We start from the raw sequence: 12,876 nt of genomic DNA on the forward strand, positions 1-12,876 counted from the left end.
GCCACACGGCAGGAGGTCAACCATGCGAACACCCATAAATGTGGACACAACCAGCCAAGACAGCAACCAACTCACACGTATCGACGACGCCACGCAGAGTAACGATCGACGGGGAGACAATACGCGTAAGGAGGCCGGTGTTTACGGGAAATCCGGTAAGAGGTTGGGGTTCCGTTCGAGTGGCGGAGGAAGGCGTGGGGGCTCTTCTTCCGGTGGGGGTACGGCTAACGAACGAAGAAGGTCCCATTTGCGATTGGTTCCACCACCTCGTCTGGACGCCGACACCGACCGCGACGACACGCTGCCTCAAAGGCGAACGACCGGGACGTCTCCGCCTCACCCCGACGACACGCCGACCACGACCACCAGTCGCCCCCGCATCGGAGAACTGGTAACCGGCGGCCGCACACCACCCACCTCCGACACGCCACCCACCACCCGAAAGCCCAAACCGAGCACCGCCTCCATCACGGGGACGACCACCCGCACCAACTCACGGGACAGTGCCAGTCGGTCTGGAGCCTCACGGAATGGGGCCCCGCCGGCCGGGACCTCACGGGACAGTGCCTCGCGAGAGGAGAATTCACGGGAGCGGATTTCACGGAACAGGGCCTCACGACACGGGGGCTCACGGGCCGGGGTTTCACGGGCCGGGGTTTCACGCGAGGAGAACTCGCGAGGGGAGATCTCGCGAGAAGAAGGCTCACGGGGGCAAGGATCGCGGGGGGAGAGTTCACGAGCCGGGAAGGCGACAAGGCCCCACTGGGTTCGGCGTCTGGCGAACCGGCGGCGCAACCGTCCTGCGACGAACCACCGGCATGGCGAACGCACACCCGACCCACGGCGCGCTGAACGCCCGGCGGGCCGGCGGGATGACGAGCGCATGGCGGTCCGGCCGCGTGCTGAACGTGCGGCCGATCGGCCGGCCGGATGGCCAAGGGCCGAACGACGGGGTCGGCGTGCGACTCATCGGCGGGCGAAGCGGATAGTGGCCGGCACCGGCCGTCGGACCACTCCGCCGGTGCGGTTGACACGTCGTGGGAGGGTCGTGCTGGTGGTCGCCGTGGCGCTGCTGTCGCTGGGCGGGTTCTGGCTGGGGACGCGAACGGCCGGGCATGCTGAGGTGCGGGTCGTGGTGGCCAACCACGTGGGGCTGCCGTGGGTGGAGGTTCACGAGGGGGACACGTTGTTAGAGATCGCGGACGCGCTCTCTCAAGGGGACGATCCTGGTGTCGTGATGGCGCAGATCAAGCGTCTGAACGGGCTGGCCGACTCGATCGTCCAGCCAGGTAGCCGTCTCTACGTCCCGCGCGACACCACCGCTTTGCGCTGAACGCGCACTCGGCCGGACCTCGGCCTGCACCAGGGGCAGGGAGCAGGGGCACGCTGAGGAGGCGGGAGCGGGGGCTGCGCAAGGCCCCACAGCCGGCACGTATGCCTCAATGTAGCTCGTCGATCTCCAGCCTCCGGGCTCGTTGAACCGGCCTTTGGGGCCGCTCGCAGCGCCGTGGTGCCTTCCGCCGTTCGGGGCGCCGCCCCGTCTTGCGCCATGCGGTGCCTCGCCACGGCTCATGCTGTCCCTTTAGCCGTCGTGATGGCGAGTGCCTTGGGGTGTTCCTCTTGACGGCGGGCGAAGAGCGAGTGTCGGCGCCGCTCAGGGGTGCCGTCGTCGCAAGCGCCGCACGGGACGTTGCGGCGGTCCACGCTGCTCAGAGCGTCGTAAGGGGCTTGCGTCGTACGGCTGTTGTCCCGCCTTGTGTCGGCTCGGGATGCTGTCGCCGCTTGGACCTCTGGTGAGGGGGCGTGGCGGTCGCCAAGCGGGACAGGTGCGAGGTGGGATGGTCGTGCAGGCGGGGCGTGGAGCGCACCGGGGCGACAGCGAGCGAGGAGCGGGCGTGGAGCGAGCCTAGGCGATAGGCGATAGGCGATAGGGGGCGAGGGGCGGGGGTGTGGAGCCTGCCTGGGTGATGGAAGGCGAGGGGCGGTGGTGAGGGGCGTGGCGTTCGGTACGGTTGTGAGGCTCGTTCACGAATGAGGCCGCAAGCAACCGATGTGACGCTCTCAACAGCGGGAACACCGCTCAAGCCCTCCATGTTGAACAACGACACGCCCGAGTCAGGAGGGGAGGGCGGGCTGATCAGCGACTTCAGCTCGATGGGGCCGCTCAACTTGCGTTCATGGTCCCGCGCTTCTACGGTTGGACCACAACATCTAGTAGTTACACCGATGTAGTTCACCACACCTTGTGTTTCCGTGACCGCTCCATGGTCAGCCATGGAGCGTGCGTGAGCGTCCCGTGACGAGGGTTCTGCGCGTGTGGTGGCCCGCAGGGTCAAGGAGGCGAAAGCGTGCACTGTCCGTTCTGTCGCCACCCTGACACCAGGGTCATCGACAGCCGCTCCACGGACGACGGTGCGGCGATCAGGCGACGGCGCACCTGCCCCGAGTGCGGGCGCAGGTTCACCACGCAGGAGACCGTACTGCTCATGGTGAGCAAGCGCAGCGGAGTGACAGAACCGTTTTCGCGTGACAAGGTCGTCGCGGGCGTGCGGCGGGCATGTCAGGGCAGACCGGTCAGCGAGGATTCGCTGGCGCAGCTTGGGCAGCGGGTAGAAGAGGCCATCAGGGCGAAGGGCGCGGCCGAGCTCCCCTCGAACGAGGTGGGCCTGGCCATTCTCGGCCCGCTGCGGGAGCTCGACGAGGTGGCGTATCTGCGGTTCGCATCGGTGTATCGCGGTTTCGAGAGCCTGGCGGACTTCGAGGCCGAGATCTCACAGTTGAAGGCGGAGAAGGGGGAGTCATGACGGAGACGGCCAGCGGTTCGGTGGCGCGCGGGGGAAAGCGTCCGCGTAAGGGGCTGAAGATGAAGCGGATCTTCACCAAGCCCGGCGTGCACCCGTATGACGAGATCCAGTGGGAGCGCCGCGACGTCGTCATGACGAACTGGCGCGACGGCTCGATCAACTTTGAGCAGCGGGGCGTGGAGTTCCCCGAGTTCTGGTCGGTGAACGCGGCCAACATCGTGACGACCAAGTACTTCCGCGGCGCCGTGGGCACCCCGCAGCGCGAGTGGAGTCTGAAGCAGCTGGTCGACCGGGTTGTCGGCGTCTACACCAGGACGGGGATCGAGGAGGGCTACTTCGCCGGTGACGAGGACGCCGAGATCTTCGACCACGAGCTCAAGTACGCGTTGACGCACCAGGTGTTCGCGTTCAACTCGCCGGTCTGGTTCAACGTGGGCACCAAGTCGCCGCAGCAGGTCAGCGCCTGTTTCATCCTCTCCGTGGACGACCAGATGGAGTCGATCCTGGAGTGGTACAAGGAAGAGGGCGTGATCTTCAAGGGCGGCTCGGGGTCGGGGGTGAACCTGTCCAGGATCCGTTCGTCGAAGGAGTTGCTCTCCAGCGGCGGCACGGCCAGCGGCCCGGTGAGCTTCATGCGCGGTGCCGACGCCTCCGCCGGGACGATCAAGTCCGGCGGCGCCACCCGCAGGGCGGCCAAGATGGTCGTGCTCGACGTCGATCACCCCGACATCGAGGAGTTCATCGAGACCAAGGCCCGCGAAGAGGACAAGGTGCGCGCGCTGCGTGACGCCGGGTTCGACATGGACCTGGGCGGCAAGGACATCGTCAGCGTCCAGTACCAGAACGCCAACAACTCCGTCCGCGTGTCCGACGAGTTCATGCGCGCGGTGGAGAAGGGCGGCGAGTTCGGCCTGCGCGCCCGCCTGACCGGCGAGGTGATCGAGACGGTCGACGCCAAGGGCCTGTTCCGCAAGATGGCCAAGGCCGCCTGGGAGTGCGCCGACCCGGGGCTCCAGTACGACGACACGATCAACGACTGGCACACCACCCCCGAGACGGGCCGCATCACGGCCAGCAACCCCTGCAGCGAGTACGTCCACCTGGACAACTCCTCCTGCAACCTGGCCAGCATCAACCTGCTGAAGTTCCTGAAGGACGACAACTCCTTCGACATCCAGAACTTCGTCAAGCTGACCGAGCTGATCATCACCGCGATGGACATCTCGATCACGTTCGCCGACTTCCCGACCGAGAAGATCGGCGAGACCACGCGGGCCTACCGCCAGCTCGGCATCGGCTACGCCAACCTCGGCGCGCTGCTGATGGCGACCGGCCACGCCTACGACTCCGACGGCGGCCGGGCCGTGGCCGGGGCGATCACGTCGCTGATGACCGGCGTGTCCTACCGCCGCAGCGCCGAACTGGCCGGGGTGGTGGGGGCCTACGACGGGTACGCCCGCAACGCCGAGCCGCACAAGCGCGTCATGCGCAAGCACGCGGCGGCCAACGACGACCTGCGGACGATCGGCTCGATGGACGCCAAGATCCACGCCGAGGCGTCGCGGCAGTGGTCGGAGTGCCTCAAGACCGGCGAGAAGAACGGCTACCGCAACGCCCAGGCCAGCCTCTTGGCGCCCACCGGCACCATCGGCCTGATGATGGACTGCGACACCACCGGCATCGAGCCCGACCTGGCGCTGGTCAAGTTCAAGAAGCTCGTCGGCGGCGGGTCCATGCAGATCGTCAACCAGACGATCCCGCGCGCGCTCAAGATGCTCGGCTACCAGCAGGAGCAGATCGAGGCCATCGTCGAGTACATCGCCGAGCACAGCCACGTCGTCGACGCCCCCGGCCTGCGCCAGGAGCACTACGAGGTGTTCGACTGCGCGATGGGCGAGCGGGCGATCGCGCCGATGGGGCACGTGCGGATGATGGCGGCCACCCAGCCGTTCCTGTCCGGGGCCATCTCCAAGACGGTCAACCTGCCCGAGTCGGCCACGATCGACGACATCGAGCAGGTCTACCTCGAGGGCTGGAAGCTCGGCCTCAAGGCCCTGGCCGTCTACCGCGACAACTGCAAGGTCGGCCAGCCGCTGTCGGCAGGCAACGGCTCCAAGAAGGAGGAGCCGAAGGAGCCCGAGGTCAAGGTCATCGAGGTCAACCGGCCGACCCGGCGGCGCATGCCCAACCAGCGGCCGAGCATGACCACCCGCTTCACCGTGGGCGGCGCCAAGGGTTACATGACCGCGTCGTCCTACCCTGACGACGGGCTCGGCGAGGTCTTCCTCAAGATGTCCAAGCAGGGCTCGACGCTGGCGGGCGTCATGGACGCGTTCTCCGTCGCGATCTCCATCGGCCTGCAGTACGGGGTGCCGCTGGAGACGTACATGAGCAAGTTCGTGAACATGCGGTTCGAGCCCGCCGGGATGACCGACGACCCGGACATCCGCATGGCCACCTCGGTGATGGACTACATCTTCCGCCGGGTGGCCCTCGACCACCTGCCCTTCGAGGAGCGGGCGGCCCTGGGCATCTTCTCGGCGGCGGAGCGCGCGGCGCAGCAGCGCGGCGAGGACCCGGCGGCGCTGCAGGAGACGGTGGACCGCGAGGCGCTGGCCCAGTCGGCGCCCATCGAGGAGAAGCCGAAGGGTGCCGCCGAGCCGGCGGAGAACTCGGCGGTCAAGGAGCTGACGCTGGAGAGCCACCAGCGCTTCACGGCCGACGCGCCGCTCTGCATGACCTGCGGCACCAAGATGCGCCCGGCCGGCAGCTGCTACGTCTGTGAGGGCTGCGGCTCCACCAGCGGCTGCAGCTGACATAACGCGTCAAGGCGAGAAACGCCTGGTCAGGGCAGGGAGTCTCCATCTCTTGGGCTCCCTGCCCTCCGCGTTGGCGACGGTTGTCGCATCGTGGCCGTTTGAGGTCATGGCCTGGATTGAGCGGGTTGCTGAGGCCATGCTCCTCTCATGAGGCGTGCCCTTGTCTGCGCTGTGGTGATCGGGGTCCTGGGGTATCTCTGGCACCGGCTCGGTCAGGTGGTGGTCGCCCGGCTCCTCGACAACCGCGACATGATCGTCGGGTTCGACTGCTGCCTGGACTACCACAGGGACGTGCCCGATCCCTGGGGGAACGTCCTGGTCGCGGTCTCGGGCGTGCTCTTCACGCAGGTGGTCGTGTGGGCGGCCGTCGGGCTGATGGCCGCCCGGCGCGGGCCGGCCTGGGTGATGATGACCGTGGCGGTGACCGGGTTCGTGGTGAGCCCGTTGTTGCAGCTCATCGTGTACGTGGTGTGGCATGGAGCCGAGCGCGACTACGTGGCCGTGATCGACTACGGCGTGGCCGCGAGCGGGATTCCCGAGCAGCCGATGATCGTGCTGCTGCTGGCCATGTTCGCCGGGTACACGCTGGTGTTGTGGCTGGCGCTGCGCTGGGCGTGGGATCGAGCCCAGGAGGCCCGGCGTGAGGCGATGGGGGAGGCCACGTAGCCGCGCCCGCGGGCCCAGCCCGTGGGACCCCGATGTCCCGGGCTGGGCCCGCGCTGAGGGGCTGCCCCAGGTTGTTCGACAGGGGCGGTCAGGGCCCCTGCATTCAGGAACGGACCAGGTCGGCCAGGACGTCAGGTTTGTTGGTGATGATGCCGTCGACCTTGTAGGTCATGAGGCGGCGCATGACGGCCGGGTCGTCGACCGTCCAGGTCAGGACGTCCATGCCGAGGTTGTGCACGCGTCGCACGTACGCGGAGGTGATGGAGGCGTGCGGCGGGTTGATCTGGTCGGCGAACTTCGCGAGCTCGGGCAGTTGCGCGGTCGAGGGCGTGCCGAGCAGCCCGATCGGCACGTCGGGCAGCAGTTTGTGGAACTTGCGCGTCGACTCCCAGTTGAACGACTGCACCACCAGTCGCCCCGGCGTGAGCCAGTCGGAGTTGCGGCGCAGTTCGGCGGCGATGCGGGCCTCGATGCCCGGGTAGAGCTCGGGGGACTTGATCTCAAGCAGCAGGCCCATGCCGGAGCCGCGCATCTCGCGCAGCGTCTCGCCGAGGGTGGGCACGGGCTCGTCGGCGTGTTCGCCGGACTTCCACGATCCGGCGTCCAGCTTGCCGATCTGGTCGAGGGTGAGGTCGCCGACGTTCCATGGGGACAGGCCGGGGAAAACCTTCTCGACGTCGGTCGTGCGGGACAGCGTCGTGTCGTGCATGAGGACGAGCTCGTGGTCCTTGGTCTCCTGCACGTCGACTTCGAACAGGTCGGCGCGCTGCCGGCCCGCCAGCTCGAAGGCCGCGATGGTGTTCTCGGGGGCGTAGGCGGAGGCACCCCGGTGGGCGACGTTGACCACGGTCGCCGCGTCGGCGGGAGAGGCGAGAAAGGACAGGGACAGGGCGGTCACGATGATGAGGGCGAGTCGCCTGAACATGGATCTCCTCGGGTGGGGAGAGGCATACGACTCGACGATGACCAGGTCTCATGACCGATGGTTGAGGGCAGAGTAACGTGCCGGTGCCCGGCCGGTGAGCATTCGACACGCGGGCGGATCCGGTGGCGGGCGGTGACATGCCGGGTTCTACCCTGAATCCGTGAAATTGGCTGTCCTCTTGTCGGCGTGGTTCATGGCCCAGTTCGACTTCTTCGTGGTCAACGTGGCCGCCCCGTCCATCGATCGGGACCTCCACACGGGCCCGGCGGCCCTTGAGCTGGTCGTCGCCGGATACGCCTTCACGTACGCGGCCGGCATGATCACCGGCGGGCGGCTCGGCGACCGCCACGGCTACAAGCGCATGTTCGTCTGGGGCGTGGCCGCGTTCACGATCGCGTCGGTGTTGTGCGGCATCGCCGCGAACCCCGCCCAGCTCGTGGCCGCCCGCCTGCTCCAGGGCCTGGCGGGCGCGGCCATGGTGCCGCAGGTGCTGGCCATGATCTCGGCCGGGTACCCGCCGGGGGAGCGGGGGCGCGCTCTCGGCTGGTACGGCGTGGCGGGCGGCCTGGGCTCGATCGCCGGCCAGGTGCTGGGCGGCCTGCTGCTGACCGCCGACGTGCTGGGCCTCGGCTGGCGGGTCATCTTCCTGATCAACCTGCCCGTCGGCCTGATCGTCATCCCGCTGGCCCTGTGGGTGCTGCCCGAGGTCGAGACCGCCAGGGGCGCCAGGTTCGACCTGCCGGGCGCGGTCGGCCTGGCCGCGGGCGTGGCGCTGTTGCTGGTGCCGCTCGGCCTGGGCAACAGCCTGGGCTGGCCCGTCTGGACGTGGATCTGCATGGCGGCGAGCGGGCCGATGTTCGCGCTGACGTGGCGCTGGCAGCGGGTGCTCGGCGCGCGCGGCGGGCAGCCGGTGCTGGACCTGGCGCTGCTGAAGGTGCACTCCTACCAGGCGGGCGTCGGCTCGATCGTGGCGTTCATGGCGTACTTCGCCTCGTTCATGTTCACGCTGACGCTGCTGCTGCAGGGCGGGCTGGGGCTGACGGCGTTCGAGGCGGGGCTGGCGTTCGCGCCGATGGGGGTGCTGTTCTCCGTCACCTCCCTGATGGGGCCGCGCCTGGTCAGGAGGTACGGCCTCGTCGTCGTGATCATCGGCGCCACGGTCATTCTGCTCGGCCTCGTGCTGCTCATCGTCGCGGCCGGGTTCGGCCTGCCGTACGTCATGGTCGCGCTCATGCTCGTCGGCTCGGGCAACGGGCTGGTCCTGCCGCAGCTCATCGGGGCGGCGCTGGTCGAGGTCGCGCCCCACCAGGCGGGCATCGGGTCGGGCGTGCTCAGCACGGCGCAGCAGTTCGCGGGTGCGGGTGGCGTGGCCGTGATCGGCGCGGTCTTCTTCGCGGTCGCGGAGGGCGGGCACCACCTGGCGGCCATGCGCTGGTCGGCGGCCATCGACGTGGGGCTCGTCCTGGTCGTGATCGCGTCGGTGGCCTACAACCGGCGGCGGGCTAGGCGGAGGGCATGGGCAGAGCGGTCCCGTACAACCGCGCGGCCCGAATCCTGATCACCAGCCGCCGGTCGGCCACCATCTGCCGCAGGAACGCCTCCGTGTCGGTCGGCTCGGCGAACGGCGGCCGCATGCCCAGCAGTTCCAGGCCGACTTCGTCGCCCGGTTCGCGGGTCACCGGCGACAGCTCCGCCTCGCCCTCGGCCACGGCGTAGGTCCAGAAGTCGTCGCTGGCCACATAGAGCGCGCAGCGCGGGTCCTTGTGGAGCTGGCGGACCTTGAGCCGGTCGGCCATGGTCGAGATTCGCGCCACCCGCTGGTCGGGGTCCCAGGAGTAGAGGACGGTGGACAGGTGCGGCAGGCCGCTGCTCTTGTTCGTCGCCAGCGCGCCGAACTGCTGCGCGCTCAGCAGGCGGGAAAGGTCCTCGTCGGCCAGCGACTGAGGGGCCGGGCCGGCGCCAGGCCCGTACTCCTGCGACATTCCATCATCTCCTGGGTGAATGCAGATATGTCAGCCTATCTGGGCGCAGGGCGAACATCCCCCCGAGCCGAAGCTACCCCCCCGCCCGCTAGGTTACGAGTCATGAATCTTGCCATCACCAGCGGATACGTCGTGCCGATCGACGGCGACCCCATCGACGGCGGCACCGTGCTCATCATCGACGGAAAGATCGCCGAGGTCGGCCGGGACGTGGCCGTGCCCGACGGCGTCCCCGTCGTGGACGCCGCGGGCTGCTGGGTGCTGCCCGGGTTCGTCGAGGCCCACGGCCACCTGGGCGTGTACGAGGAGGCCGAGGGCTGGGCCGGCCAGGACACCAACGAGATGACCGACCCCAACGGCGCCCGCCTGCGTGCGCTCGACGCCATCAACCCCGCCGACCTGGCCTTCGCCGACGCCCTGTCGGGCGGCGTGACCACCACCGTGATCAAGCCGGGCTCCGGCAACCCGATCGGCGGTCAGACGGTCGCGATCAAGTGCTGGGGCAGAAGCGCGGACGAGATGCTGCTCAAGGAGCCGGTGAGCGTCAAGAGCGCGCTCGGTGAGAACCCCAAGCGGGTGTACGGCGACCAGAAGAAGCTCCCCTCCACCCGGCAGGGCGTGGCCGCGGTGATCCGCGACGCGTTCATGAAGGCCCAGGACTACAAGGCCAAGCGGGAGGCCGCCGCGCAGGAGGGCAAGCCGTTCGACCGCGACGGCACGCTGGAGATCCTCGTCCGCGTGCTCGACGGCGAGCTGCCCTGGTGCCAGCACACGCACCGGGCCGACGACATCGCCACCGCGCTCAGGCTCGCCGACGAGTTCGGCTACCGCGTCGTGCTCAACCACGGCACCGAAGGGCACCTGCTGGCCGACACCCTGGCCGAAAGGAACGTGCCCGTCATCATCGGCCCGCTGTTCACCAGCCGGTCGAAGGTGGAGCTGCGGCAGCGGTCGCTGCGCAACCCGGGCATCCTGGCGCGGGCGGGCGTCGAACTGGCGATCACCACCGACCACCCCGTGGTGCCGATCCACTTCCTGGTCCACCAGGCCACGCTCGCGGTCAAGGAGGGGCTGGACCCGGTCGTGGCGCTGCGCTCCATCACGCTGAACCCGGCCCGCATCATGGGCCTCGACGACCGGGTGGGCGCGCTGCGTCCCGGGCTGGACGGCGACGTGGTGATCTGGTCGGGCGACCCGCTCGACGTGATGAGCAGGGCGATGCGGGTGTATGTGTCCGGGCGGGAGGTGTACGCCTACACCGACGGTGAGCCCGTCGTGGCCGACCCCTACTACCGCGAATCAAGTAACCGTTAAGTGACTGTAGAGACACTGAGCGCATAGTGGGCTGACCCGACGGGAAGAGAGGCAGGACCATGACAACTCCCCCGTTCGCCCAGCGGCCCAGCAAGGCTCTACTCATCGGCCTGGTCGTCTCGGGCCTGCTCGCCCTGGCGGTGCTCGCCGTGATGCTGGCCTCGGGCGGACCCGTCGGGTTCGGCCTTTCCACGCTGCTGGCCCTGGCGCCGCTGCCGGTGCTGCTGGCGGCCGTGCTCTCGCTCGACCGGCTGGAGCCCGAGCCCAAGCTGCACCTGGCCTTCGCCTTCGTGTGGGGCGCGGGGGTGGCGATCGTGCTGGGCGTCGGGCTCACGCTGCTGGGCCAGCAGTTGTTCACCCGGGCCGGCTACGACCTCAAGCTGGTCGACGACCTGGGCACCGTCCTGCTCGCCCCGCTCATCGAAGAGGCGCTCAAGGGGGCCGCGCTGGTGCTGCTCCTGCGCAGGAGGCGGGAGATCGACGGGCTGACCGACGGCATCGTGTACGCCTCCATGGCGGGCCTCGGCTTCGCCGCCGTCGAGAACGTCGGCTACTACCTGCTCGCCTTCCAGGCGGACGGCCCCCAGGCCGCGGTTCAGCTCTTCGTGGTGCGCGGGCTGATCGACCCGCTCGGCCACCCCATCTACACCTCGCTGATCGGCGTCGGCGTCGCCTACGCCCTGACCCGGCGCTCCCCGGTCAGGTACGCCGCGATCCCGCTCGGCTACCTCGGCGCCGTCTTCCTGCACGGCCTCTGGAACGGCGCCGCCACGACGGGCTCGCTGCACCTGCTGGGCCTCGCCTACCTCGTGATCATGGTGGCCCTCATCGGCCTGATCGTCGTGACCGTGGCAGAACGCCGCCAGCTCGTCGCCAAGATGGGCTTCTACCTGCCCGCCTACCAGGAGACCGGCCTGGTCACCGCGGCCGACGTACGAATGCTCACCACGCTGCCCGCCCGTAAGGCGGCCCGCAAGTGGGCCAGGCGAGCCGGGCTCGGGCAGGCCATGAGCGACTACCAGCAGGCGGCGACCGAGCTGACCCTGCTGCACCTGCGGGCCGAACGGGAGGGCGCCGATCCGGTCAGGTTCGCGGTGGAACGTGACTCCTGCCTGGGAGCGATGGCGCACGCCCGCAGGTGGTAGCGCCCCCAGGTGAGTCTCGCTCTGCGGACGCCACATCGGATGTTGCACCCGATTCCCTGACAATATTGAGGTTGCCCATGAAGGGAGACCAGATGAGCTGGGCGGAGATCGAGTCGGAGGCTGAGCTGCGCGAGTTGCTCGGCGAGGTTCATTCGAGGGCGGCCACCAAGGAGCGGGGACGGCTGCACGAGCGGGACCGTCAATGGCTGGCGGCCGCGCCGTTCTGCCTGATCGCCACATCGGACGCCGCGGGCAACTGCGACGTCTCGCCGAAGGGTGACCCGGCGGGGTTCGTCCACGTCATCGACGACACCACGATCGCCATTCCGGACCGGCCGGGCAATCGGCGCGCGGACGGATTCCTCAACATCCTGAAAAATCCGCATGTGGGGCTGATTTTTCTCATCCCGGGGCGCAACGAGACCCTGCGCATCAACGGCCGCGCCCGGCTCGTCCGCGAGGCCCCGTTCTTCGATGAGATGATCGTCAAGGGCCACCGGCCGCATCTCGCGCTCATCGTGGAGATCGAGCAGATCTTCTTCCACTGCGCCAAGGCGTTCCTGCGTTCGTCGCTGTGGAAGCCCGACAGCTGGGGCCCAGACGATCTGCCCTCGCACGCGACGCTCGTCAAGGACGTGCAGAAGGTGGAGGAAAGTGTGGAAGAGCTGGAAACGTACTACGGAGAGAGTTACGCCAAGCGGCTCTACCGCGTCTGAGGCCGACTTCAGGCGGCCGGGGTCGGGCCGCCTGGAAAGCGGATCACGTTTCTGCCGGTGTAGGCCCGCAGGTCGACGACTTTGGGGTCGGCGGCCTGTGGCTTGCGGCGGTCTACCGAGCGAATGTCTCGGATCTTGTGCCTGGCCACATGTGGCGGCACGACCACGAGCCTGTTCATCGTGAGCCCCCCGTGACGGTCCTGTTATAGATGTTATCTACAGACACCCCCGTAAGTTCGGTGTAAGGAGCGGAATCAGCGCTATCTAGCAAGGAACCCTGGGCGTTCACGCCCCGGGAGGAATCGCTCGCCCGTCTTGCGACGTTGAGCGCGGCGATGTGGTCGGCCGGTCCGGCGAACCCGCACGACCCGCAACGAAAACTGTCCCGGCTGGGACCCTTGACCGTGCGCCACCCCACTTGGCGCGGACTCGTGACGGGCGCTTGCGGCCCGCCTTGCGCGCCAACTTAATCCGCGCCGACCGGATCGCTCAACGCATTTCTCTC

The 12,876-nt window shown here is 68.5% G+C and carries 11 protein-coding genes; 8 read left to right on the forward strand and 3 right to left on the reverse strand.

All coding sequences use genetic code 11. The features are described 5' to 3' along the window. The first annotated feature begins 1,048 nt into the window (after nt 1-1,048). The 4 genes from ACFOY2_RS04360 (at nt 1,049) to ACFOY2_RS04375 (ending at nt 6,289) form a co-directional block, all read left to right on the forward strand. Nucleotides 1,049-1,333: a LysM peptidoglycan-binding domain-containing protein gene (locus tag ACFOY2_RS04360; RefSeq protein ID WP_379526597.1), complete on the forward strand. Its 285-nt coding sequence runs from the start codon at nt 1,049-1,051 to the stop codon at nt 1,331-1,333. Nucleotides 1,334-2,348: 1,015 nt separating this feature from the next. Continuing rightward, nucleotides 2,349-2,804, forward strand: a complete 456-nt coding sequence (gene nrdR / locus ACFOY2_RS04365) for a transcriptional regulator NrdR (protein ID WP_103955744.1) — start codon at nt 2,349-2,351, stop codon at nt 2,802-2,804. Beyond that, nucleotides 2,801-5,620: a vitamin B12-dependent ribonucleotide reductase gene (locus ACFOY2_RS04370; RefSeq protein ID WP_379526598.1), complete on the forward strand. Its 2,820-nt coding sequence runs from the start codon at nt 2,801-2,803 to the stop codon at nt 5,618-5,620. The genes nrdR and ACFOY2_RS04370 overlap by 4 nt, the downstream gene beginning before the upstream one ends. Nucleotides 5,621-5,770: 150 nt before the next feature. Next, nucleotides 5,771-6,289: a hypothetical protein gene (locus ACFOY2_RS04375; RefSeq protein ID WP_379526599.1), complete on the forward strand. Its 519-nt coding sequence runs from the start codon at nt 5,771-5,773 to the stop codon at nt 6,287-6,289. A 103-nt stretch (nt 6,290-6,392) separates the two neighbouring features. On the opposite strand, the gene ACFOY2_RS04380 is transcribed toward ACFOY2_RS04375, so the two are convergent. Next, the gene (locus tag ACFOY2_RS04380; protein WP_379526600.1) at nt 6,393-7,214 is read right to left on the reverse strand and encodes a glycerophosphodiester phosphodiesterase; all 822 of its coding nucleotides are present in this window, start codon (nt 7,212-7,214) and stop codon (nt 6,393-6,395) included. A gap of 160 nt (nt 7,215-7,374) precedes the next feature. Between ACFOY2_RS04380 and ACFOY2_RS04385 the strand changes: the two genes are divergently transcribed. Further along, nucleotides 7,375-8,772: an MFS transporter gene (locus ACFOY2_RS04385; protein WP_379526601.1), complete on the forward strand. Its 1,398-nt coding sequence runs from the start codon at nt 7,375-7,377 to the stop codon at nt 8,770-8,772. Here the strand turns inward: ACFOY2_RS04385 and ACFOY2_RS04390 are convergent. After that, nucleotides 8,717-9,196, reverse strand: a complete 480-nt coding sequence (locus tag ACFOY2_RS04390; protein WP_379526602.1) for a TIGR03618 family F420-dependent PPOX class oxidoreductase — start codon at nt 9,194-9,196, stop codon at nt 8,717-8,719. The genes ACFOY2_RS04385 and ACFOY2_RS04390 overlap by 56 nt on opposite strands. Before the next feature lie 102 nt (nt 9,197-9,298). On the opposite strand from ACFOY2_RS04390, the gene ACFOY2_RS04395 reads away from it, so the two are divergent. The 3 genes from ACFOY2_RS04395 (at nt 9,299) to ACFOY2_RS04405 (ending at nt 12,371) form a co-directional block, all read left to right on the forward strand. Continuing rightward, a complete protein-coding gene (locus ACFOY2_RS04395; protein ID WP_379526603.1) occupies nt 9,299-10,510 on the forward strand; it encodes an amidohydrolase in 1,212 nt (403 codons plus the stop codon). 59 nt (nt 10,511-10,569) lie between these two features. After that, a complete protein-coding gene (locus ACFOY2_RS04400) occupies nt 10,570-11,655 on the forward strand; it encodes a PrsW family intramembrane metalloprotease (protein ID WP_379526604.1) in 1,086 nt (361 codons plus the stop codon). Nucleotides 11,656-11,747: 92 nt separating this feature from the next. Continuing rightward, entirely contained in the window at nt 11,748-12,371 is a 624-nt protein-coding gene (locus ACFOY2_RS04405) for a pyridoxamine 5'-phosphate oxidase family protein (RefSeq protein WP_379526605.1), read from the forward strand. An 8-nt stretch (nt 12,372-12,379) separates the two neighbouring features. On the opposite strand, the gene ACFOY2_RS04410 is transcribed toward ACFOY2_RS04405, so the two are convergent. Further along, nucleotides 12,380-12,550 carry a hypothetical protein gene (locus ACFOY2_RS04410; protein WP_379526606.1) on the reverse strand — a complete coding sequence of 57 codons (171 nt, stop codon included), beginning with the start codon at nt 12,548-12,550 and terminating at the stop codon, nt 12,380-12,382. Nucleotides 12,551-12,876: the final 326 nt, after the last annotated feature.

Source organism: Nonomuraea purpurea (genome assembly GCF_042650645.1).
GTDB classification, from domain to species: domain Bacteria; phylum Actinomycetota; class Actinomycetes; order Streptosporangiales; family Streptosporangiaceae; genus Nonomuraea; species Nonomuraea purpurea.